The following is a 26611-nucleotide window of genomic DNA, read 5'->3' as shown; positions in this document are numbered from 1 at the left end:
GGCGGTCTGATGTGGATGGTTTCCCCCACCGCCACGGTGATCACCGGTACCAGCTTGGCGGCGGTGGCGGCGTTCGTGATCGGTTACATCCTCAAACGCGGCCCGCCGGGTGTGCGGTCGCGGGTCGGAGCTGCGTTCATCGGGGCACGGCAGATGTTCCGCGACTGGGCGGCGCCGTTGACCGCCTACCGTCGGGCGGGCTTGGCCTCCGGTGTGTTGGTGGCCGGGATGGTCAGCCTGGAGCTGGTCGCGTTCACCGGCGGGAACGTGCCGGCGCGGATCGCCGGTGTGATCGCGGCCGCTGCCGGGGTGGTGGCGTTGGCGCGGTTGGTGTGGTCGCCGATCCAGGCGCGCGCGCCGACTCTGTGGCATCGAAACGCGGTTTGGCGGGACGGGCTCTCCGCGTCGCACCGGCAGTGGCACCTGCCGGTCGCGGCGGCGGCCATCGGGGTGCAGTTGTCCGGGTTGTACGCGACCAGGGGATTCACCGAGGCCGCCGGGCTCGGCGAGGGCACGATGTTCATCTGGGCGTTGGTGGGCAACGTCGTCGGCATCTTCAGCCTGGCGCCGTTGTGGGACTTCCTGCCCCGCCGTGCTCGGGCCGGGGCCGCGTTGGCCTTCTCCTCGGCGGCTTACGCGCTGTTCGCGGTGGTGTCCGGGCCGGTCGGGTTCCAGGTGGCGGCGTTCGTGCTGGGAGTGGCGTCCTCGACCTGGATCAAGCAGTTCAACCAGACCGACGGTTGGGCGGACGAGAGCAACGACAAGCGCCGCGAACACGGCGAACGGGTCGACTGGCCGACCGCGTCACTGGCGCTGATCAGCTTCGGGCTGGCGGGGTCGGTGGCGACCACGTTGGCCATGCAGGACCTGTTGATCGGTTTCGGGCTGCCGGTCACGGTCCTGACCACGTCGGCGCTCGCGGCGGTGGCCGCGGTCGGGTTGTGGTTGACCACCCCGTCGCGGCCGGCCACGCCGCTGCCGAAGTTTAACCCGGGGGAGCTGGCACGGTCGCTGCTCGTCGAGCCGATCAAGGCGCTGTGCAACCCGTTCGTGGTGACCGTGGTGTTGGTGTACGGGTTCTCCGCGACCATGCTGGGCTCCTTCGACGAGTTGTGGCCGCACGCGCTGCGAGAGGCGCATGCCCCCGGCTCGTTGGCGACCGTGCTGAACTACGGCCTGATCGCTGGCGAGGTGTTGATCGTCGGCATCTCGATCCTGGGCGATCGGGCCAGCCGCCGTAGTGGCACGACGCGTGACTTCCTGAACGAGAACTCGCGGGGGTTTACCCTCGGCATGGCCGTGTTGATGGCCTTCGGCGCGGCCAGCGTGGTGCTGACCGAGCACCTGTTGGGCATCCCGGCCCTGGGTATCGCGATCAATGCCAACGCCGGCGAGGCCGGTTCGGTGGGCATGATCCTGGCGGTCAACGCGCTGCTCAAGCGCTACATCGCGGACGATCGGGAACGCGGCCACGCCAACAACCTGGCCCAGCAGCTCAAGGCCGCCGCCATGCTGGGGCCGGGGGCGTTGCTGGCCGGCAGCACCTGGGCGGGCCACACCCCCGGGCTGCCCGGGCACTGGGCCGGGGTGTCCGTCCAGATCGGTATCGCGGGCGCGGGCATGCTGATCGCCGCTACCGCGGTGTTCTTCTGGCGGCACGGCAGCGACGGCGGGAGGGCCAACCGCGGCGACCCGGGCTCCGCCGGTCACGGGGGCGCCCTCGGTCACCTCAGCGCGGCCGAGGCGGCGGAGTTCGAGACCTACCTACCGACCTTGTACGAGGTGGCCCGGGTCGAGGGCAAGCACGCCTGGCCGCACCGGATCCGTGGTCCGCCGCTGACGCTGCTCGACCCGAAGCGGGCACGGGACGTGCTGCCCGAGCATCTGGCCGACCTGCCCGAGCGGATGGATGCGTTCACCTGGCGGCATCCGGAGTACGCGCCGGACGGTGCCACCGCCGCGTTCCAGCCCTGCTGGCAGCGGCTGCGCGCGCTGCGGCTGGGCAAGAGCTGGTGGCGGGACTTCGCCAAGCACGAGTGGGGACACCCGAACGGCACCTGGCATGGCCAGGACGACCCGGCGCACCTGGCGGACACCGAACGGCTGTACCAGCACATCGAGCACCGCGTCGGGCGGGACTTCGGTTGGTTCCGGGCCGGGCGCACGGTCAGCGAGCTGGGCTCCGCGGTGACCTCGGTGGTGATCCCGCTGCTCGCGGTGACCGTGCTGGGCGCGTCCACGTTCCAGACCAGCCTGCTGATGTTCATCACCTACGGGTCGAGCAGCCTGGTCGCGCTGTTCGCCGGCGCATGGGTGGACCTGGTGCCCAAGCGCGCGCTGATGATGACGGTGGACGCGATCCGGTTCGCCGTCGTGGCCTCCATCCCGATCGCCTCGGCGGCCGGGGTGCTGAGCCTCGGTCACCTGTATCTGGCGGAGGGGCTGCTCGGCGGGCTGTGGATGGTGTTCACCGTCGCCTCGCAGGGTTACCTGGCGCACCTGATCGGGCCGGGCCACGACGACCGGCTCGCGGTGGCCTTCGCCCGGCTGAGCACCGGCACGAACAGCGCGCAGGCGGCCGGGCGCGGCGCCGGCCCGGTGCTGGCCGGCCTGGTCGGCGTGGCCAACGCACTGGTCGCGGACGCGGCGACCTACCTGGTCAGCGTGGCCACGCTGAGCCGGATCCGCACCCCGGACGCGGGCCCGTCCCGGCGGCGCCCACCGCTCGGCGCCGGGCTGAAGCTCCTGCTCAACCACCCGATCCTGTGGCCGCTGGCCCGGTACGACTTCATCTCGAACGTCTTCTTCGGCGCCGTGTTCAGCACCCAGGTGCCGTTCCTGGTGCACACCCTGCACGCCTCGAACACCGTGATCGGCGCGATCGCCACCACGTACCTGCTGGGCGCGATGATGGGCAGCGCGCTGGGACCCCGGTTCGCCGCACGGTGGGGCAACGCGCGAATCCAGTGGCTGGCACCGATGGTCACCGGGCCGCTGCTGCTGCTCTACCCGATCGGCCCGGCCGGCCCGCTGGGGCTACTGATGGCCGGGCTCGCGCTCGCCGTGCGCCCCACCGTGAGTGCGCTGGGCGCATCCAGCGCCAATGCGTACCTGAGCAAGTCCGTGCCCGAGCACGAGCGCAGCCCGCTGATCGCCGCCAGGCAGTTGGTCAGCAGCCTGTCCAGCCCGATCAGTGCGTTGTTCGGCGGGGTGGTGGTCTCACTCGCGCCCCGGCCGTCGCTGCTCTTGTTGATGGCCGGCGGCTGGGCGACCTCGGTACTGCTGGCGCGGTCCGTGCTACGCAAGGGCACCACCTTCGACGAGGTGGAGCGCGCGCTCTCCGCCAGTCCGAAGGCCGCCGACTCCGACGAGGGCCCTGGCGACGGCGGCGGGGTGGCCGATCGGGTGGATGACGGCGTGGTGCGGGACGTGTTGTTGCCCCGGGCTCGCCGGATGGACGCCGAGTCGCGCCCGCTGGACGGCACGGAGTTCCCGCACCTGGCGCGGGGTCCACCGGAGACGGAATGGCTGCGCCGGATGGTGCGCGTCACCGATGAGCGGCCGCTCGGCGGCCGGTTGATCGGCTTCGGCTGGCGGCCGGACGGCGCAGCGCCGGAGCAGGGCCGGATCTTCGTCCCCGCGCACGTCGCGCGGCTGGTGAACCGGCTGATCGCCGCGAACCCGGCGTTCGCCGCCTGGTGGGAGGACTTCTTGCTGCACGAGTGGCGCTTCCACATCGAGCGCGCCGAGCACACCGGCAAACGGCACGCCGAGGACAACGACAGGCTGGTCAGGCGGCTCAACACGGAGACCACCGTGGTGCACCGCACGCATGCCGCCGGCAGCCGGCCGCAACCCGCGCCGGCCCCGATCGACGCCAAGAAGGTGGCCGCCGCCCGGAGGGTCATCAACGTTCGGGCGCGGACCATCACCGGCAAACTGGACGAGGCCGGCCGGCTGATCGACGAGGCCGACGCGATCCTGGAGGACCTCGACAACCCGGCCACCCTGAGCCGGCTGGACCTCGCCGAGCGGCTGCTGGCCGAGCTGGCCCGGCTGCTCGAGGTGCCTGGTGTCGCCGCCGAGCCCGGCAAGAGCGCCGAGGCCGGCCTGGCCGCCGAGCTGCACGCCCGCTACATCGGGCTCCGGCTCCGGTCCGGGATGATCCGGCACGGCCTCATCCTGGACCCGGACGGGAACGCCGCGCGGGACGCCGAGGTGGTCCGATCGATCGACGCCTACCTGGCCGCGCACGGGTTCGTCGAGGCCGAGCTGACGTCCCTCGCCCGCCTCTTGGGGTTGCCCTACGAGGGCTTCCGGAGCTGGATCCTGGACGGTGACACCGGCTTGGAGCTGCGGCCGGCCGAGGGTGGTGTCGAAGTCGTCCGGGTCCGCTCCGGCGCGGACCCGGAGGTCGAACGGGCCGAAGCGGCGGTCGGGGACGCCGAGCTGGCCCTGTTCTCCCACCAGATCCCGCCGGCCCGCGCACTGCTGGACGAGGCCGAGCGGCTGATCGCTCGGGCGAGCGCCCCGGTCGGCGAATCGGACGGCGAGCGGCTGGCGCTGCTCTCCCGCCGACTCGCCGACCTGCGCGAGCTGGCACGGTTGCTGGAGGAGGACAACGCCGGCGCTGAGCTGCGCCGCGTGCTGTCCGGAGAGGTGGAGCTGGAGGACTGGCGGGGCAACACGCGCGCCATCGTCGGCGGGGAGCCGGCGGCGATCGTGAAGTCACCGGATGACGGCCAGGCATGGGCGGAGAGCGGACCGGCACGGGAGATCATCTTCTACTGGGTGGCCCTGCTGCTCGGCCGGCCGGACCTGGTGCCGGCCACGGTTCGGTTCGGCGACGGCTCGGCCCAGAAGTGGGAGATCGACGCCCGGCTGGCCAGGAAGCTGACCGACTACCCGCGGGTGGTCCGGGAGTTCGTGGCGGTCCTGGACTACCTGCTGCCGAACACCGACCGGGCGGGCGGTGGGGAGCCCAACTACCTGGACGTGCTCGGGGCGTTGCGGCTGATCGACCACGAGCGCACGGTGCCCTCGCGCGACTGGCTGACCGGCTTCCGGAACATGATCTCCTCCGAGTTCGTGTTGGACCAGATGGGCAAGCCGCTGAGCGCCGAGGTGCTGGAGGCGGTGCGGGCGCTAGCCCCGGCCCGGCTGGCCTCGATCCTGCGCGTCGGTGGACTCGGCGGCTACGAGGTCGAGTCGGTACTGGCCCTACGTGCCGAGATCGTCGAGCACGGGACGATCACCGGCCAGGCGTGGCAGGCGCAGCGGCGCGCCGCGGCGGCCGTCGGCGGGACGTTCTTCCCGGTCGCGTTCGCCGACCTTGCCGAGCACCGCGAGCGTCGGGCAACCGACCCGCGTTCCACCGGGAGGGCCGCGCCGGCCTGGGGCTGGCTGCGCACGGCCATCGAAGAGCTGCTGCCCGAGGAAAACCGGCCGCTGCCGATCGACGAGCTGATCGGTCTGCTGCACCTGCGCGGGCACCAGATGGTGATCGCCAGGGAGGTCCGGGACGCGGTGCACTCCGACCCGGAGGCCCGGTTTGCCGTGCGGGTTGCCGACGGCGAGGTCCTGGTGAGCCGCCGGACCGAGGTATCGACGCCGGGCGGCGGTGGGTTCGACGTGGTCGGCTACCGCGACGACGGCACGCCCGTCACCCTCGCCGACGCCCAGCGCACCCACGTCGGCGAGCTCGTGCTCCGCCTCGACGCGGCGGGTTTGATCGAGCCGAGGACCGACCGGGAGCGCGACCGGGCCACCCCGACCAATGCGTGGGAGGAGTACTGGTACGCCACGGCGGGGCCTGAGCTGGACGAGGGGCTGGCCGAGATCGCCCCCGGTACCGAGCTGTACGTGGTGGACCGCGACCGGGGTCGATTCATCTCCGGGTTGCGCACCGCCGGCGACCTGATCGACCGGATGGAGCAACAGGACCGGGGCGCGCCCGGGGTGCTCGAGTCGCTGGCGGTGCTGGTCATGCGCTCCGCCGAGGGGGAGTGGGCGCAGGCCGACCTGGACCGGATCATCGCGGCGGTCTCGGCCGCCCAACTGACCCAGGTCCAGGTGCATCTGAACATGCTGGAAGGGCTGCTCGACTACGTGACCACCGAGCAGGAGGACTCCTTCCGGCTCTCCTTCGAAACGACGGCCGGCAACGTGCGGTCGGTGCTGGCCCAGCTGCGGGTGCTGGAGAACGCCGGCCGGTGGCCCGACCTCGCCACCCGGTATGCCGGTCTGGCCACCCGATACGCGGAGGTATGGGGTGGCTATCTGGAGCTGGTCGGCGCGCGGGACCGCTCCGCAAATGACCACGACGGCGGCCTGATCTCGACGTCTGGCGGCGCCGCGACACGCACCCGCGAGCGAGCGCGGATGGCGGTCGCCGAGGACCGGCTGGTCGAGCTGGGTGCACCGCTGCCCGCCGAGGAGTACCCGCACCTGGCCGCCGCGACGCCCGGCGGCGTCCCGGTGCTGGTGGTGCCGGACGCGGCCCGCCCGGACGGCACGGACGGTGTGGTGCTCTACGGCAGCGGCCGGCACCGGGTCGTGTTGGTCTTCGCCAGAGACGCGGCGGAGCTCGAGGGGCACCTCGCCGCCCGCCGGTTGCCCGCCCGATTGTGGCGGTGGGCGCTGGGGCACGAGCGGGACCTGCACCTGGACGGCCACCGGCACACCGGGCTGTGGCACGACCTGCACGCGGCACCGGTGGTCGTGGCGCTGCGGCTGGCCCGCTGGCGAGCTCGCGTCGCGCACGGTCCGCCGCCGGCCGCCCGGAACGCCGCGCCGCGCCGGCACGAGAAGGTGATCCTGCCGGTGGCCGGAGCCGAGGCCGGGGTGATCTCGCTACCGAGCCTCCGGATCCGCGCGGACGACCGGGAACCGGCCGGCCGGGTCACCGATTTCGGCCTCGCCGACCCGGGCGCGCTGCCGCGTCCGCCGGCCGATGCCCCCGCCCTGGTGCGTTACTGGGTCGAGCTGTGGCGGCGGGTGGCCGTCGAGCTGATGACCGGCACGCCGGGGCCGGCGGCCGCCGAGCTGTTGGACCGGACCGGACGGACCGAGGCCGAACTACCGGTGCTGGTCGGCCACCTGCTGGACAACGAGCTGGTCAGCGACTGGTCCCGGCGCTGGTCCCTGGACGGCGAGTACCGGATGCGCGACGGCGAGCTGCACCTGTTCGTCGAGGCCGACCCGACCGAGCTGGCGGTCTACGCGTTGGTGGCCACCCGCTTCGCCGAGTGGGCCGGGCTGTCGCCCGCGCAGCGGCCGTGGGCGGCGATGCTGGCGGTCGGCGGGTCGGTGCGGACGCTGGAGCCCTCAGAGTGGGTGCCCCCGTCCGTGCTGGCGAAGCTCCGGCGGGTCGGCAGCGGCGACGGCTGGCCACTGCTCGAGCTGCTGGTGGAACGGTTCGGTTCCGGCGAGTCGCTGGCCGAGATTCGGCACGCCTTCGGCGTTGACCCGACCGAGCTCCGTGAGCAGTTCCTGCAGGCGTCGCTGGACTACGCGGCCGAGCTCGTGGAGCAGGCCACCGAGGTGCTCCGGCTGTTCGGGTACGGACCCGGCCACACCGAGCCGGTCGGGATCACCCAGGGCGTCGAGGACACGATGCTGGACTTCCACCGGCGCGGTGACTTCGACGAGGAGCGGTTCGGCGGAGCGCCGGGGGTCGGCCAGCTGCGGGTCGACGAGGTCGAGGTGCTGACCGAGGTGCTGCCCACGATGCGCCGGATCGGGTACCGGCGCTGGGGCGTGCTACCCCGATCCTGGCTGCCCGAGGCGGACCTGGGCCTGTGGGTGGTCTCCGAGCGGGCGTTGGCCGCGCGGCTGCGCGCGGCCGGTGTCACCGACGTGGCGGGCCTGCTGAAGCGGTTGGTGGTCTTCCAGGTCGGCCAGCGTCGCTACGTCACGGATGCCCTGGTCAAGGAGGGCAACCAGCACGCCAACGAGAACCGGTTGCCGACCGGCTGGCAGGCCGCGCTGGCCGCCGGGGACCTGGATCCCAGCTATCGGGGTGGGGACCATCAATGGTACTGGGCACGGAACTCTGCCGAGTCCACCCCGTTCATCTCGGTGCCCAAACCGAGCTGGGCCGCGCGGGCGCGGATGGCCCTCGCCGGGCTGGTCGAGTTCACCAAGGAGTCCCTCGCCCCGCTGCCCGGGGAGATCGTGCGGGAGCAGGCGGAGATCGAGCCGGCGCGCTGGCGGAAGCTGATCGCGTGGCCGGCGGCGTTGGGCCTGGCCGTCGCCGGGGTCGGGACCCTCGTCGGTTCCCTGCCGGTCATGATCACCGGTGCCTCGGCGGTCGTGGTAGTGCTGGCCTGGAACGAGCTCGTCACCTCGCTGCGCCGGACCGTGTCGCTCGGCGAGGCGCGCAGGGACCTGGAAAGCGCGGTCGGGGACCTGCTCGACGGCGCCCTATCCGCCTCGGCGGCCAAACAGGCCGGCGCGGAAAGCAAGATTGACCAGATCCGGCGGGAGCTGCGTTGGCATGCCGGGCTCGGCATCCTTCCCCGGGACCGGTACACCCGGCGGACGGTGCGGATCCTGGACGTGCTGAGCGAGGACCTGGCGCACGCGCGGGTCGGTAACCCGGACGACGGGTACTGGGCGCGGATCTGGATGGCCGCCGAGGGTCTGTTCACCGATCCGGAGTGGATGCACGCCGAGGGTCGATGGAGAGTGTTCTCCGACCTGCTGTTCAGCAAGCCGATGGCTGACCAGCGTGAGCACACCGCCGGGTGGGCACTCGAGCTGCGTCTCACGCTGGCCTACCACCTGCTCGACGGACCGGAGAACACGACCCGGCTCGAGTTGACGGCCGCCCCGCCCGGGTGGCTGGACGCGGTCCTCGCCGGCCTGGACACCGGTTGGTCGAGGGCGTCGGACGCGGACAAGCAGCGCCTGGTGCTGGCCGCTTCGGTGGGACTGGGCACCGGCACCCCGCTCGACCTGCGCACCGAGGAGGCGCAGCGCGACCTGGTCACGCGGATCGACAGGGTGCTGGAGAAGCTCCGCACCTGGGTGGTTTACGAGAGCAGCGGCGCTGACGTGGTCTCGGCCCAGGGCCTGGTCGCGCTGCTGGGCATGCTGCCGGAATGGGGGATCGGGCTGGCCGGTGACATCACCGACCGGCTGCCCGACCTGCGCGCGGAACTCGGTGTGCGCCGGAACACCCGGGCGCCGGTGCGCCTGGACCCGACCGACCCGGACTACTGGTCGCTGGCGTTGCCCGCGCTGCGCCACCTGGCGCACACCCCCTATGCGGAGCAGCCCGAGGTGGCCGCCGGGGTGCGTGCCCGGCTGGTGGCCGCCTATGAGCTGACCCACTTCGCCGACGACTCGGCCGACTCGGCGACGGCGAACCTCCGGCGTTGGGCGACGATGATCGCCGAAGGCACCGACCCGGACGGCGTGCTCGCTCTCCTGGACGCGGCATGGGCCGGTGACTGGTGGGCCGGCAGGGCGTCGCGCCGTGACCAGCTGGCGCTGTTGGTCCTGGTCGCCGTCACCGGGTCCGCGGAATGGGTGGCCACGCTGCCCAACCGGCAGCGCACCGACAAGGTGATGCTGGACCTTTCCCGGCTGTTCGCGAGCCGGGACCTCACCAGGTGGCTGCCGCCGTTGCTCGCCCTGCTCGAGCTCGCCCCACAGCACCCGAAGGAGTACTCCGCCTACCTCGGCGAGTGGGTCAAGGTGGTCAGGGCGGTCGCGGCCACCGGCGGCCAGTTCGACGCGGTCCACCGGGAGCTGGGCACCCAGGTTGCCGACCCGACCTGGGTGCTGACCAACCTGCGGACGGCGCTACTTCAGCTGGGCGCGCCGCTGCGCCATGCCAACCCGAAGGGGTCCGGCGGCGAGCGGGTCACCGCCGGTGGGCTGGTCGGCCATGCCAGGGAGCAAAGCCCGGAGGAGTTCGCCGAGTACCTGTCCGGGGTGCTGGCCAGGCTGGCCGAGGCACAGGATCGGGGCGACATCCCGGCTAACGCCCGCTCCAACGGCCTTGAGCTGCTCGAGGCGGTGCCCGCCGTGCTGCGCCGGACGCTGACCGAGCAGATCGGGGCGTTGCTCGGGGCCGACCTCGACCCGGACATCCCGCTGGTTCTCGAGCCGGACCAGCACGCCGTGCTCGTCGGGTACAAGCACCTGCACCAGTCCGAAGCCAGGGCACCGTTCGCCCGCTACCTGGAGACCTGGCAGCGGGTGCTGCACGAGACCGGGGACCGGGTCGCCGCTCGCGCCGCCGCCAAGGAAGCCTTCTGGGCCGCATGGCGCGCGTGGTACACCGCGAAGAACGGCCGCGCCCCCGAAGCAGTCAGGGACGACGTCCCGGCCGACGTGCGGGTCAGCATCCCCGGCCGGGCCGGTGTCGATGCGCTGCTCGGTGTCACCGACGACCCGATCGAGATCATGCTGCTCGGCACCCCCAGGCTGGACGGCGGCTGCATGGACCTCGGCGGGTTGAACGGACGCCACCTGCTGGCCTACCTGCTGCACCCCCGGATCGTGGTGATCGGCGCCTGGCGGCGCAACGCCGACGGGAGCAGGGGCGAACGGCTCGGGGTCGGCTCGGCCTGGGACACCCGGTACGGCATCCTGCCGCTAAGCCACCCCTACCCGGTGCCGGGTCAGGAGCACCTCGAGCTGGACGACGTGTTCAGCGGATATCTGGCGCTGTGGGGCACCCGTGCCGGACACGACCTGCTCAAACCGATGATCGGCAACACCTACTACCGGGCGGGCTGGCTGCGCCTGCCCCGCGCGTCCGTGCCGGTGATGATGCGGCTCGAGCTGGACACCGGCGACGCGATCGACCACTTCTACACCGACCTCCGCCCCGGCACCCACGAGCTGCCCACCGTGTTCACCATGCCGATGCAGCGGTGGCGCCCGGGCACCAGCGGTTCGACCGGTCGGGGAGTGCTCGGCGCCGCCGGCCGGTGGCTGGGCAAGGTGGTGCTGGCGCTGCTGGCCGCACTGGCGATCGTGGGCGCCCCCGCCGCTCCGGACTCGCGGGCCGCCCCGCCGCCCACCCAGCCGGTTCCGGCCGCGCCGGTCTCGGTGGAGATCAAGCTGGGCGAGTCGCTGGGCGCGGACGCGCGGCAGCTGGGCATCTCGGCCGAAAGCTGGGCCGAGCAGCTCCACCTCGGGAACCCCAACCTGATCATTGCCAACACCAGGTTGCCGATCCCGCCCGCCACCGGCTGGCGCGGGGTCTGGTACCTGGGCCAGGACGAGAACCTGTTCGAGGTCGCCGCCCGGTTCGGGATCAGGGATCCGGACGGGGGCGACGGCGTAGCGCGGTTATTGACCTGGAATCCCGGGCTGGTCGATCGCGATCCCCGGGAACTGCCGGTGGGCCAGGAGGTCACCGTGGTTCCGCCGGCTCCGTCCGTGCCGGGGGCTCAGCCGGGTCCGCCGGGTCCCCCGGCCCCGAAGAACACGCCCGCGCCGGCACACCAGCCGGTCCCGTGGTGGGCGGCGCCGGTGGGCGCCGTTCCGGCGGCGCTGCTCGCGTTCCTGGGCGGGAGGGGACTGCGCCGGCTCGCCGCCGGTGCCCGCTGGCGTCGGCTCGGTGTCGATCCGCTCGACGTGTGGGGTGCGGTGCTCTCCTCGTGGCTGGCCGAACACACCGAACTGCTCGGCATCGTCCGGCTGCTGCGGTTCACCGCCAGGGAGGCGGCGGCCGCGCACGAGGGTGACGACCGGGTGCCGGAGGACCCAGACCGGCTCGCCGCCGTGCTGGACGAGCTGGTCAAGCACGGGCTGCTGATCCGCAACCGGCGCGACGGGGTCTCCCGCTACGGGCTGCCCACGGGCGAGCTCGGCGAGTTCCTCGCGCGCGGGCCGCCGGACCAGGTCGAGCGGCTGATGGCCGACCCCGAGGGGACCGTCGGGCCGACCCGGTCGTCACCGGCCGCACGGACTCGAGCGGTGTCCACCTGGGCGCGTCAGGCGATGCCGGGCGCGGCCGAGACCGGCCTCCGGGGGACGCCGATCCTGCTGACCATAGCCGCGATCGGCGTGGTCGCCGGGACGCTGGGCTACCCGATCGCCGGCACCCCGATCGCACATTGGGCGATGTTCGCCGCCGCACTGGTCTCCGTGGTGCTCGGTGCACGCGCCGTGATCACCTTCTGGAGGTCCCACTTCGACCACGACGACCACGGGGTTCGAAACCGGGAGCTGAGCCGACGACATCAGTGGTGGGCGACGGCGGTGACGGTGGTGACCGCGGTGGCGCTGTTGCTCACCGCGGCGGTGCAGTGGCTGGTCGCCAGCTGGTTCGGGCTGCACAGCGTCGCGGTGACCTCGGACATCATCCACAACCTGGGTGACGTTGCGCCGGCGGTCCCGATGGTCATCGGGTTCTGGATCAACACGAGGCGGGCCTCCCGGGCGGCCAGCTGGTCCATCGTCGGCGCGATCGTGGTTTCGGCCGGGTTCGTGTTCTGGGAGTCGGGCGAGCACCTGCTGCACCCAGCGCCACTGGCTGGACCGGGTGTGGTGGTGCCGGCCGCGGTCGGCCTCGCCGCCAACCTGGCCATCGCCAGGATCCGTGGACGGGTCGGCCACCGGCTGAGGGTGGACGAGCTGGAGCACGAGGGTGCGCACGCCATGGCCGATGCCCTGGCCAGCATCGGGATCATCGCGGCGGTTGCGCTCGGCGCGGTCAGCCACAGCGTCGCCGGGCACACCGGCGGCGCGTTGGCCGGGCTGCTCGGTGTGGTCGCCGGCTATGCCGACCCGGTCATCGGGTTCGCGGTCGGCGGGTTCATTTTGCACGCGGCCATCGAGGTAGCCGGCGACCTCGGCGCCCGCGCCCCGAAGGTGCGGCTCTACCCCCGGGGCATCGCGGTGGGTGTCTTCGACGGGATGGGCGTGGCCGCCGGGCTGGTCCCGGCCTTCGCCGCCGCGCTGATCAGCTCGGTGTTCCGGGTCCCGGCGACCACGGTCCCGGTGCTGGCCACCGCGGCGATGGCCGCGTCCGGGGCCGGGCTGTTGCTGGTCGGTTGGCTGGGTGAGCGGGTGGGCCGGCGCACGGTGGCTGCGGTCAGCGGGCTGGCCGCCCTGTCCTCGGTGGCGATGGCATTTGTGCCGGCTACCCACTTCGCCCTGCTGATCCCGCTGTTCGGCCTGGTCGGGCTGTACGCGACCACGGCCGGTGTGGTCCGGGTGGAGCTGAACAATGCCCACCCGCTGGCCGACCGGCAGGCCAAGCGGCGGAACGCCCAGCTTCAGCTGGCCTCGAATATCGTGCGCGGGCTGCTGCCGCTGTTCGCCGTGCTGGCGATGAACTCGATCGGGCTGTCCGGCGCGTTCCTGTCCGTCGGGGTGCTGCTGGCCGGTGGTGCGGTGGCCGCCCTGTGGGCGGTGTCCGGCGGCATCCCCTCGTCTGCCGCCTCGGCGGTCAGCGGGCGGGACACCGGTCCACGTTGGTCGTGGGCGGGGCTTTGGGGCTCGCCGACCCTGTTGGCCTTCCTCACCGGTGTTCCGTTCGGGGTGTTGATCGGGCCGGTGAGCACCCTGGTGAAGGTTCACCTCGGCCCAAGTGTGCTGGCCGGCACGGTGCTGCTGTGGACCGCGATGCTGGGCTTCGTCTACCGGGCGGCCAGCGCGGGTGCCACCGGTGCCTGGCCCGCCCTGCTGGGACGCATGTCCGCCAGGGCACAGACCCGGCTGCCGGTGACGGTCACCCTGGCGCACGCGGCGGCGGTGCTCCCGCTCGGGCTGCTGGTGCTCGCGGTGCCCTCGCCGTGGACGCTGGGTGCGCTGCTGGCCGGGGCCAGCGTGTTCTACCAGCTGTACCTGGTGACCCTGTACGACCTGGCCCCGACGAAGACGGCGGCCACCCGGGTGGTCGCCGGCACGCTGTTCGGCTCGGTCGCCGGCATCCAGCTGGCCAGCGCGATGCTGGGCGGGCTGGCCACGCGGGGCGGGGTACCGCCGACCAGGCTGGCCGACCTGGCACTGCTGTCCGCCTACCTGTCCGGGCTGGGCGTCGCGGCGCTGGCCGGCGCGAAGTTCGTCAAGCTGCGCTATCCGACCCAGCACGACGGCGCGCTGACCTGGCGGATGGAGAAGGGCTGGGAGCAGGCGATCCGGGCGGCGTTGCGCCGGATGGGTGTGCTGGACGGCGCTCGGTCCGGCGCGGTCATGATCTCCGCGGCCAGGATGGCCTGGCTGATCGACGAGAGCGGCCTGCTCCCGCCGGGCGCCGGCGCGCGGGTCGCCGCGAACCTGATGGCCTACACCCTCGGCGACACCGTCTACCTGGTCGACGCCTGGTGGGCGCGTCTGTCCCCCGAGCAGCGGGCAGTGGTCATGGCCCACGAGGACGCGCACCTCAACGGAACGCTCACACCCGCCGACCACGCCGAGCACGCGCGTCGCGCGCTGGACCGGCTCCGCGCCCTGGGCGTCACCCCCTACGACGTGCGCACGCCCCGGCCGCGCCCCGCTCCCGACGTGCCCCGCGCCGGCCTACGCGAGACCGAGGAGCTGCTCTCGCTGCGCCTCGACACGGCGCGGGCCGCGCTCACCGCTTCGGCCGACGGCAAGGAGGGCCACAGGCCCTACCCGGACCCGCTCGACGCCGCCGGCGCGGAGCTGCGGGACGCCGCGGAGCTGCTCGCGGCGCCGCGGGAGCTCACTGAGCAGCTGGCGGCGGCGCGGACCGAGCTGGCCCAGCTCGAGCTGGTGTTCGAGCTGCTGAAGGGTTGGCCGGGCGACGGCCCGGTCGGTACCGGATTCTGGGTCGCGGCCGATCGGGTGCTCGCCCGGCACGCGGTGCTGCCCACGCGGCTGCGAGCGATCCTGTCCCGCCGGCTCGCCGCGATCGTCCCTCGTGACTTCGCCACAACCGACACGGCCTCCTGGCGGTTCACCGACCGGCCGGGCTGGCTGGCGGAACTGGTCGCGGCCGGGCTCGGCGACGCGGCGGCGGAGGACTGGTTCGCCCGGCGGTGGTCGAAGCTGACCCGGCGGGCACGGCTCGCGTTCCTGGTGCTGTTCGCGGAGACCGACGGCGCGCACTGGTTGCTCGAGCTGTCGAAGGGGCGGCTGTCCTGGCAGGAGCTGGCCGATCCGCTGCGGCTCTACACCAACCCCGCGCTGCGCAAGGTGCGCCAGGGCATGGACGACCTGTTGGCGCACTGGCCGGGGGAGGCCCGACCGGCGGGTGGGGGGCCGAGCCCACGCAGCGAATACCTCGGGGGATGGCTGGACCTCGGGGGTGCGCTGTCCCGCCAGGTCATGGTGCGGGTCCGGCACGACATCCCGGACGACACGCACCGGATGCTCGCCGAGATGCTCGGGGACCTGGCGGCACGCGGCCCAGCGCAGCGGGTCCAGCTGCTGCGCGCGGTCGTGGGGGTGGCGCGGCGGGAGACCGTCCTGGACGCCATTACCGGGTGGGGCGAGCGGCTGCCGCGCCACGGCGACCTGGACTTCTCGCCGCGCTCACCGCTGTGGAACGGCTATGTCGAGTACGACTGGCGGGACGGGGCCCGGCCGGCGGTGGCCGCCTACCTGGCGGCGCTGGTCGAGACCGGGGAGCAGCAGTCCGCCGAGCAGGCGTTCCGGCGGGTCTGGAGCGAGTGGCTGTTCGCCGAGTACAGCTACCGGGCCGAGTTCGCCGACGAGTGGGCACCCGCGCCGATGGAGATCACCGTGCAGCCGACGGCGCCGGCGGCCGAGCGGGGCGTTGCGCCGGTCTCGGCGCTGATCGGGGTGAGCACCGACCCGTTCGAGCGGCTCAGCATCGGCAGCCCCAACCGGCACTGCCTGGACTGCGTCACCGGGCAGTTCGCGTACCTCGCGGAGACCGTGGCGCTGCACCCGGGGCTGGCGCTGCTCAGGCTGTGGGGCGGCGAGGAGTTGTCCCAGCTGCTGGTGCTGGTCACCGACCAGGGCATCCTGCCGCTGGGCGGCCCGTACGGCACCCGCGAGTACCAGGCCGGCGCCGCGTTCGGCCGGTACCTGCGCGGCTGGGCGGTGGCCGCGCGGCTGCCGCTGCTCCAGGTGGTCACGCCGAACCGGACCTACCACCCCGACCAGCTGCCCGTCCCCGGTTTCGAGGAGATCGAACCACAACCGCTGTCGATCACCTTCCCGGGCGTCGGCCGGCTGCCTCTCGCGATCTGGGCCGACATCCTCAACCGCAAGATCCAGCTGCCCCGCGAGGGTGAGGAGCTGCTGGTCCGGCGCTGGGTTCCGCCGACCGACGGCGGCGCGGCCATCAGGGGCGGGTTTCAGCCCGGTGAGCGTGCCCGGACGGAGCGGGCGCTCGGCGAGGCGGTGCGCGACGGGCGGGCCAGGCCGCTCGGGCCCGGCGAGCTGCCGGAGTCACCGCGAGGCCCGCCACCGGCCGAGGTGCGGGTCGTCCCCTCGCGGGTGCTGCGGGACGTCGACCTCGGCCGGGTCACGGACCTGCTCGGTGCCTACACGCTGCTCATGCCGACCGGCCCGGTGATCGTCCTGACCGAGGAGATGTTCCACCGGTTGGTCGAGGCCGGTCTGCTCGACCAGCTGCTGTGGATCGAGGTCGAGGACCGGGTCCGGCGGTTGCGCACCGAGGAAGAGCACCAGGAGCTGGTGGACTGGCTCCTCGGCCCGGTGATCGCGCGGCGGGAGCTGGCCGAAGCGACGCTGGCCGCCGCCGACCGCCTTGCCTCGCTGGTCGAGGCGGCGCGGGAGACCGACGCGGCCGGCCTCGAGCGGTGGCTGCTCGGCGACGCCGAGCTGCGCGACGGCCTTGCGCTGGCCCTGGCCGGGCGGCGGCTGGGGATCCTGCTGCCGGACTGGTCAAGCGACCGCGCCGCGCTGCGCGCGCTGGCGGGCGAAGCGGACAACGCGCACCGGGCCACCGTCGCCGGGCTGCGCGCGGTGCTCGGCCGGCTGGCGGCGAGGGCGGGAACGAAGGACGAGCTGGCCTCGGTCTACCGGGACCTGCTGAACGCGGTGGGCTGGCTGCGGTTCCTGGAGTCGAAGAGCGCGCGGGCCAAGGAGGCGGCCGCCGTCAACCTCATCGAGGCGGCGTTCGCCGTGGACCGGAACGGGCTGTCCACCGGCTCGGTCGAAGAGATTTCCATGCTCCGGCAGATGGACCGGCGGCTGCGGGACCCGTGGCGCCGGGTGCTGCGCATACGCCTCAACCTGGTGGCCGCCCGCGAGATCTGGGACGTGGAGCCGACCTGGCGGAACCGCGACGGGATGCTGCTCGCGCGGCGGGAGTTCGTCGACACGGTCACCGAGGCCCTGACCGACCCCGGCCCCCTCAATGACCTCTGGGCACAGGTGTACCGGGTGGTCGAGCGGATGCACCGGGCCATGGTCGAGGAGGACCTGGTCACCGAGTGGGCGTCCGCCGAGGCGAACCGGTGGGTGCGCCTGCTCGGCGTGACCCTCGACGAGCATCTGCGGCTAAGGGTCGAGCCGGTGCTGGCCAGGCTCAACGAGCTGAACGACGCCTACCGCCCGGACGGGAACACCGGCGTGGGGCGGCGGCTGTGGCTGGCGCATCTGACCCTGGTCACGATCCGGGAATCCCAAGAGTCCGCGAAGCGGCGGGAACCGGGCACAAGCGTGGCGGACGCCCTCACCGAGCGGCGCCGGGCGCTGGGCGAGGCCACCGAGGACCTCTCCCAGATCCAGCCGTCCGACACCCTCTTCACCGACGTGGCGGACCGCTCGATGGCGATGCTGCGGCTGCGGCACCAGGTCGCCGTCCTCGACCGGCTGTGGAACTCGGTGACCGGCCAGACGGATGGCGTCGCGCTGGACTACCTCGGCCGGCGCACCGAGGACGCGGCGATCGAGCTGAACGAGCTGATCGGGGAGCGTGGCCGTTTCTCCGCGCTGTCCGAGGCGGTGGAGCGGGCCTTGGCCGAGGGCTCGGCGGTACGGGCGATCGCGGCCGTTGTCGAGCGGGTCCACGAGCTCGGGCACCCGGAGGCGACCGAGGACGACGTGGCGGTCGCGGTAAGCCGCCGGCCCGACCGGTTCGAGATCCTCACCGACGACGGCGAGCGCTACCTGGTGCGGATAGTGCGCGGCGCGGCGGAACTCCCGGCGCCCGGGGAACGGCATCTCCTCGGCGAGGTGGAGTACGTCCGCACCGTCAGCGGCTCGGGTACCGCCGACGACCGGCTCGTCGTCCAGTTGCGCGAGCCCGACGGCCGGCTGGTCTTCGCCAAACACACCGGCCGCGACTCCGCCGAGGCGGCACGCTCCAGCTGGGCCGCCGCTGTGTTCCGGGCCGCCGGGGGTCGGTCGGTGCCGCCGACCCGGCCGGCGGTGGTGGACCGGGCGGTCCGCGCCCCGGACGGCACCGTGGTGTTCGCGGTCGGCGATGTGCTGGAGGTCGCCTCGGCGGTCCCCGGCCCGCTGCTTGCCGAGCTGCACGGCCGGCGCCGTGTCGCCGCGCACCAGCGGCTGGCCGGCAACCTCGGGGTGAACGCCCTGCTCAACGAGCACGACGCGGTGAAGCCGGAGAACGTGGTGGTGGGCCGGCGCGGCCGCGTCGACGAGATCGACCTCGGCAAGGCCCTCCGCTCCCTGGCGGCGGACACGATCATCGACAGCCTCGTCGGCCTGCTGAGCGTCCGGTTCAACGCGCCGGTCTATGGCCCGCTGACCGAGAAGCAGGTCCTCGGACAACTGCGTGCCCTGCTACCCAGGCGGGCGGCGATTCTGGCCTCGGTGCCCGACGAGGAGCTGCGCGTTCTCCTCGATGACCGGCTGGACCAGGTCGCGGACATCGTCACCGTCGGCCGGCTGCCGGAGCCGGTCGCGCGGGCGCTGGCCGAGGCGCGCGCCGCCGCAATGGGGCTGTGGGGCGGCGCGGACCGCACCGAGCGGCTGGCGGAGCCGGTCCCGCCGGACGCGTCCGACCCGGCGTTCTGGAGCCAGGTGCCGGAGACACTGGCTTCGCTGGCGGGCACCCACCTTGAGGACATGACCGACCAGCAGCGCCACCTGCTGGTAGCCATCCAGCTGGCGCTCGCCCGCGCGCTGGAGGCGAACGGGGCCGGCTTCCAGCTCGGGTTCGAGATCACCGCCGAGGCATCGGCGGCGTGGCTGGGCTGGCTGGCGGACCTGTTCCCCGGCTGGTTCGCCCGCCCCGAATGGCTGGTCCGGAACTGGGATTCGGCGCCGTTCTCCGACCGGCTGGTGATCAGCGTGCTGACCCTGCTCAACGGCGCGCCCGGCGTGTTGGCCCAGCTGCCGTCGGCGGACGCGCAGCGTTGGCAGTTCGACGAGGTGAACCGGCTCATCGACGTGGCACGGATGTCGCTCGAGGTGATCGACGACGAGCCGCTCATCGAGGCCGCGCAGGCGTCCGCCGGCGTGACGATCGCACTGCTGGACCGGCTGCGGGTCTGGGGCATCGACCTCGACCCGGGGATGGCCGGGGATCTCGACGAGGTCGCCGGCGAGTTCGCCCGGCTGTCCTGGACCGCCAGCCTGCTCCGGCGTGCGCCCTACGACGGGGAGCGCAAGGAGCTGGCCTACCGCGAGCTGGCCCGGCTGGCCGGCACCCCGAGGGGAGAACACGACCGGCTGGACACCCGGCTGTTGCACAGGATGATCAAGGAGCTGGACGGGCCCACCGCCGACGCCGAATGGAACTTCCCCCGTTATGTCCCGCCCGGCTGGGCCGGGACCGCGCCGTCCGCCCAGATCGGGCTGTCCGTGCTGGCCGCCCTGACCGACGACCCGGGCTGGGCCACCGACATCCCTGCCGGTTACCGCACCCGCCGCACGGTCACCGACCTGATCCACCTGCACGACTCGCCCCGCTTCGCCACCTACCGGGACCGGATCACCGCACTGCGCGGGACCGGGCCGATGGCCCGGTGGCTGGACCTGGTGCACGTCCTGATCCAGGCCGAGCCGTTGCTCGATCGGCTCGGGCGGCCCCACCTGTTGGGCACCGAGCTCAGCGCGCTCAGCCCGGAGGAGCAAACCGAGCGGCTGAGGGATGCCACCGCCCGGCTGGTCCGGTACACCGCCGAGGCGCTCGGCGCCGGCGCGGCCCGGCCGCTCGCGCCGGCGCCGAGCACACCGAGGATCTGGCAGGGGGCTCCGGTGATCATCGGGAAAGCCGCGACCCTGCTGGCTGCCGCGTTCATCGGCCTTTCCGGCCTGCTGGGACTGGCCGGTGACCGCCCGACGACCCAGGCGCCGCCGACAGGCGACTCGCGGCCGGCGGTCACCCAGACCCACTCGCCAACCCGAACTCCGGCCGAGGCGTCGTCCCAACTCGAAGTGTTGATCTCGCCCGGCGACAGGTTCGACGTGATCGCCGAACGGGCAGGCGAGACGCCGGACCAGTTGGCCGCCACGAACCCCCAGGCGCACGACCGGAACTTGATCATTGCCGGTGATCACCTGAAGCTGGGGCCGAGCCCGGACGGGACCTGGCGGTGGGACGGCACCTGGGAGCTGGCGAACGGCGAGGGCCTGATCGTCACCGCCCAGCGATTCGGCATCCCCGACTGGCACGTGTTGGAGCAATGGAACGTCGACGAGCTGGCCGGCCGAGCGCTGACCGACCTCCCGGCCGACCTGAGGATTCGGGTGGTTGCTCCGGCACCGCCGGGCACGCCCGCCGTCAACCCGCCGCCGGGCCCGGCGCCGTCAGCGAGCGCGCCACCGCCGGGCCGTGCCTGGTACCCGGTCGTTGTCGGCGTGCTGGTTTCGATGGCGGCGTTGGTGCTGCTGCCGCGGTGGCGCGGCCGCATCCTCGGCCGGCTCTCGACCATGTCGGCCTGGGCGCGCACACCCGTGGGCCTGGTCGTGATCGGCAACGTGGTCGGGCTGTCGCTGGCCATCCCCGGCTGGTGGATCTGGCTGCCGGTCACCTGGCTGAGTAACGCAGCATTCGTGTCCCGCTGCCTCTTCAACTTCTTCCGGGACGACTGGGCGAAGGGCGAGGGCCGGTACACGGGTGCGGTCATCACGTTCGCCGCCGCCAGCCTGCTGGTGAACCTGGACTTCCACGCGCACGGCGCGACGACCGACCCGGGCAACTGGGCGTGGCAGATCTCGATCTGGTTCGCCGGCCTGGACATGGCGTTCCTCGCGCTCTTGTTCCCGCAGGCCGCGTCCTGGCTGAGACACAAGCTCACCGCGCCGAAGGGCACCAGGTGGGTCAACCCGGCTGACGACGAGAACGGGCTGATCGCCAAGGTCGGCCGGGTTGGCACCTTCCTCGGCTTCACCTTCGTGCTCGGCTCGGAGACGTCGATGTTCGGCTGGGTGTTCACCGAGCTGCCCGGCCCGCTGCTCACCCCGACGAAGGTCATCTTCATGGCGACCTTCCTGGGCAACGGCTTCGAGGCCCTGTTCGTCATCACGGATGAGCTCCGCAAGAGGTTCGTCACGGGCTACACCACCTCGGCCTCGCACATGTGGGTGGCCAACCAGATCGGCCGGCTGTCCCTGGCCGCCTACGGGTTCTTCGCGCTGAACGCCCTGCTCTCGCACCTGCCGGTCACCGTGGTGTCCCTGGCGGTCGGCGGCGTGCTGGTGCGGATGTGGTCGATCACCCCGCGCGGCCCGCCGGGGACCGAGGCGGAGCGGGACGACTCCCCGACGCCACGCAGCCGGCTGTTCTGGACACCGGTCCGCGCGGTGCTGGAGCGGAGCAAGCCGCTGATCGTTTTCGGGCTGCCGCTCTATGGCCTGTACCGGGTCTCGCCGTTCGCCGCGTTGGCCGGCGCGCCGGTACTCGGCTGGATCGCCTGGCGCGGCCCGCCGAGCGGCAAGCACGCCAAGCGGGTCACCTTCTGGGGACGTACGACGGACACTGGCGCGATCCCAGGCCCGTACCTGGGTCATGACGGCGCGCTGAGCTGGGACGACGGTGACGAGGCAGCGGTGGAGGCCGCGTGGCGTCGGATGACTCCGGGCACGACGGTGGAGTTGGGCGAGTACCGCTGGGCACCGGCACGGGGGCCGCCACCGGCGGCCGTGCGGCGGGCCTCGGCCGTCGAGCTCGCGTTCCAGCTGTTGGTCGAGCGCCCGGAGCTGGGCATCGAGGGTGCCGCCGCGCTCGCCGCGAGGCAGCTCGCCCACACGGTCGGCCGTCGGATCTACGTGCTGGACGCCTGGTGGGACCGGCTGGACGAGGAGCAGCGCGGCATCGTCCTCGGTCACGAGCAGGACGCGCACGTGACCGGCCGGGTCCCGGAGTCGGCGCACGGCACGCACGCCGCGCGGACCCGGCGGGAGCTGGACCGCTCGGGAGTCACCGAGCGGGACGTCCGGGAAGCCACCGAGCTGGTGACCGCGCGGGTGCTGGCCCAGGAACCGAGCGCGTCCGCCGGCACCGGGGCTCCCGGAGACCTCGGCGGGATACCCGGGATCTCCCTGTGGCGCTGGGCGCGGGACCAGCGGGCGGCAACCCGACCGGCCGCCGGCCAGGCCGCCGCCGATGCGTGGATAACTCGGGCGGACGCGCTGCCGCCGGGCGAGTGGCAGACTGCGCTGGCGTTGCTCGCGCACGCCGAACAGCTGCTCGCGCTGGACCGGCGCGGTTGGTGGCTGGACCCCGGCGACGCGCCCGTCGACCGGCTCAGGGACCGGTTGGCGGCGGTCCGCACACGGGTCCTCGAGCATCGACGGTCGCTGGCCCCGGAGCTGGCCGCGCCCGGTGGCGACTACCCCGGCCTGCCCGACGACCCGACCGCGCTGCTGTCCCCGCACCCGCGCTGGGACAAGGCCGTGGGGAAGGTGGACGACTGGATGGGCGAGCGGGTCACCCGGCTGCTGCACGGCCGGCGCCCGGTCTCCGACGCGGACCCGTTCGGCCGGCACTTCTTCGCGGCGTTCGACGAGTTCGAGCGGCACCTCGGCGGGTTGCCCGGCGGCAGGGCGCTGCTCGTCCAGGCACGGGTGGTGCTCGACTGGGTCCGCGAGCACAGCTTCCTGGAGACCACCGCCGCCTACTCAGCGGTCTTCCCGCCGAGAAACTACCCGGCGGACGGCTTCACCGGCCTGGAGCTGAGGATCTCGCTCCCCGGCGTCTACGGGGAGGCCGGCCACCTGATGCGGGTGCTGCGCGACATCGGCATACCGATCGGCCTCGCCGAGGCCCTGCCGCTCGCGGTCCGAGGGCTGGTATGGCACGAGCTCACCCACGTGGCGCCACAGCTCGCGCACCAGTTGGCTACCCGGGGATCGCCCAGCCTGGCCGCGCACAGCTTCGCCACCGGAGCGTCCAGCCCGGCACACCCCCGGCTGGGCAAGGCCGCCGCCGAGGAGCTCGAGTCCGAGGCGCTCGCCGACGGCATGGCCTACCTGCTGCTGGTCATACACCTGGTGGACATCTATCGCCTCACCTCCGCCCGGCGGGAGCTCCTGGTGGCGACGCTGCGCGGGGCAAACACCCGGAACCGGATTCCGCTGGACCGTCGGGGTCGTTATCGCCGGACGATGACCGCCGGCGACCTCGGCTACCTGTACTACCACGACATCGACCGGACGCTGCGGATCCTGGCCGGCGCCGCGCTGCCGCCGGACCGGGACCTTTCGGGTGGCGGCATCACCGTGCAGGCCGAGACCGGCCGCGCGGTGTCCTTTCTGCTCGGCAGGCGGGACATGCTGGAGACCATTGCCGCCCACCTGGACCAGGCGGAACAGCTGGATCCGGAGCACCCCTTCTACCGGCGCGCCGACCCACGCGGCCGGTGGCGCGAACACGGCGTGCGCTACTACCTGATGCCTGGGCTGCGCGAATTCCCCAGCACACCCGACGTGCGGGTGGTGATGTACGTGGCGCCGGACGCCGAGGGCGTGCCGTCGGTGTTCGTGGACCCGGTGGTGGCCGCCGAGCTGGTGACGCTGCGGCTGGACGAACGGGCGCTGGTGGCCGAGCGGGAGCTGGTCCGCATCCTGCGCCCGAACCTGCCCGAAGAGCAGGTTCAGGAAATGCCACTGCCCGAGCCCAGGGTACTGGCCCGGCTGGCGCACGCCCGGTCGCTGGGGTCCCGAGGACTCGGCTTCGACCTGCGCCGGATCGGCCGGCGCAAGGAGGTGCGGACCCTCACCACCCGCACGCACAGCGGCCGGGCGAGGGTGGTGGCTTCGGAGTCCGATGACGGCCGGCCCGAGATCTTGCGCCTGTGGCCGAGTCACCAGCGGGTGGTGGACATCGTGGCCGCCTCCCGGCTCCCCGAGCCGCTGGCCGGCTCGGCGCCCCGGGCCGAGGTGGGCGTCGTGACGGCGGCCGTGCCACACGAGGAGGGCTGGAACTGGCTCTCCGCGGGCAGCCTGCTCGCGGTGGAGGTCGCGGAAGAGCTGGCCGGGCGGCTGCTCGTCGAGCGCGACCACACCGACCCGGAGGTGCGCGAGCAGTTGCTGGACATGATCGCCGGGATGGTGCTACGCGCCGGCCAGGACGTGTTCGGGCCGAACAACATGCTGCGAGCCGCGGACGGCCGTTACTACGGGATCGACCTGGAACAGTCCACCTTGGCCAACAGCGACCTGGCGGGCGCGTTGAGCCTCGCGGTGACCCGGTTCCCTGAGCTGACCCCCGACGTGCTGGGGGAACAGCTCGACAAGCTCGCCCGGCACCGGGTGGAGCTGCTCGCCGAGTTGCCCAACCAACGGTTGCGGGACCGGCTCGCCGACCAACTGGACTGGATCGACCGCACCCTGGTGCAGGGCCCGTTCGACTCCGTCGCCGAGCTGCTCGGTGCCGCGCCGCACACCGACACCGGCTCACCGCGCGACGTCGAGCGGGCACGGCTCTGGGGGCTGGTGCCCCAGGATGCCCACCTTCTCAGCATCGCGGAGCTGCGTGCGCTGGCCCAGACCGACGCCGAGATCACGGTCCACGACTTCTGGGACAACCATGAGCTGCCCGCCGAGTTGCGCTCGATGCTCGGACGTTGGTTGATCACCGGTGCCACCCACGACGACCCAGCCGAGCTGGACGCGCTGCGGGGGCACCTCACCAAGGCAGGCGAGGCGCTGCTTGCGGCGATCAGCGCCGGTGAGTCCTTCGCGCCGCCCCACCCCGACTTGCTGGACGGCGCCCGGGCCGTGCTGCGCGACGCCCATGAGCTGGTCGCCGTACTGACCGCCGCGGCGCCGCCGGGAATCGCCGAACGGCTCGATGCGGCGCGAGCCGAGCTGGCCGCGCTCGGTCTGGCGCTGGTTCTGCTGACGGGTTGGCCGACGGACGGCCCGGTCGAGGTCGAGCACTTCCTCGCGGTCGATCGCGTACTGGGCGACCTCGTGGCGCTGCCCGGGCAATTGCGATCGGCTCTGTCGCACCAGATCGCCACAACCGTGCCGCGGACCTTCGCCGCCGACGAGGAGTCCTGGCGGTTCCTGGACCGGCCGCGTTGGGTGGCGGAGCTGGCCACCCGCCAACTTGGCGACGCCGACGCCTGGTTCGACCGGCGCTGGTCGAAGATGACCCGGCGGGCGCGGCTGGCGTTCCTCGTGTTGTTGGCGGACACCGACGGCGCGCGCTGGTTGTTCGAGCTGCCGCTTCGGCGGTTGTCATGGCGGCAGCTCGCCGACCCGCTGCGGCTCTACACCGACCCGGCGCTGCGCGAGGTGCGCCTGGGCATGGACGCCTTGCTCGAGGCCTGGCCGCAAACCGAGAAGGGCGGCGCGGGGCCGGGCCCGCGCAGCGAGTACCTCGGCGCGTGGCTGGACCTCGGAGCGGCGCTGTCTCGCCGGGTCGCGGTGCGGCTGCGGCACAACCAGCCAGACCCGGCCAACCGGATGCTCGCCGCGCTGGTCACGGCGCTGCCGAAGCGCGGGCCACCCCAGCGGGTCAAGCAGCTGCGGAACATCACCGCCGCGGTGCGGCACCAGGCCGTCCTGGCCGCCACCTCCGGTTGGGGGACACGGCTGCGGCCCGATGAGGATCTGGGCCTGGACTTCGCGCCGGGTTCGCCGCTGTGGAACGGCTACGTCGGCTACGACTGGCGCCCCGAGGCGCGGCCGGCCGTGGCGGCCTACCTGCGGGTGCTGGTGGTGACCGGAGACCCGAAGCGCGCCGAACGGGCATTCCGACGGCAGTGGAGCCGGTGGTTGCTCGATCACCACCGCCACCACACCCATTTCGCCGACGAAGATGCACCCGGGGACCTAGCGACGCAGGTACAGCCGTCGGCCTCGAACGGGGTGGCGCCGATCCCGGCGCTGGTCGGGGCCAACACCGATTCGCTGGACAAGCTCAGCATCGGCTACCCCAACCGCAACTGCTTGGACTGCGCCACCGGGGTGTTGGCCCACTTCGCGGAGGTCGTCGCGCTACACCCGAGCCTGGTGACGCTGAAACTGTGGCGGCGTGGGCCCGGTGACCGCCGGGGTGAGGAGCTGGCGCAACTACTGGTGATGGTCACCGACCAGGGCATCCTGCCGCTCGGCCACCCGTACGGCACTGGCGAGTACCGGGTTGGCCCGGAGTTCGGCAAATACCTGCGTGAGTGGGCCGAGGCAGTGCGGTTGCCGCTGCTCAAGGCGGTCTCGCCCACGGACCACTACCACCCCGTCCGGCTGCCCATCCCCGGCTTCGAGCACATCCGTCCGGAGCCGCTGTCGATCACGCTGCCGGGTGTCGCCCAGCTGAGGC

At 72.9% G+C, this 26611-nt stretch carries 1 protein-coding gene (cut by both window edges); it reads left to right on the top strand.

The whole window is internal to an MFS transporter gene (locus ABEB12_RS39695) on the top strand: the coding sequence, 63804 nt in all, runs 24036 nt past the left edge and 13157 nt past the right edge, and what appears here is coding positions 24037-50647, spanning codon 8013 (complete) through codon 16883 (partial); the first complete codon in view begins at position 1. The start codon and the stop codon both lie outside this window.

This window comes from Actinospineispora eucalypti (assembly GCF_039543365.1).
Classification (GTDB): domain Bacteria; phylum Actinomycetota; class Actinomycetes; order Mycobacteriales; family Pseudonocardiaceae; genus Pseudonocardia; species Pseudonocardia eucalypti.
This window is presented reverse-complemented; position numbering and strand designations above follow the sequence as displayed.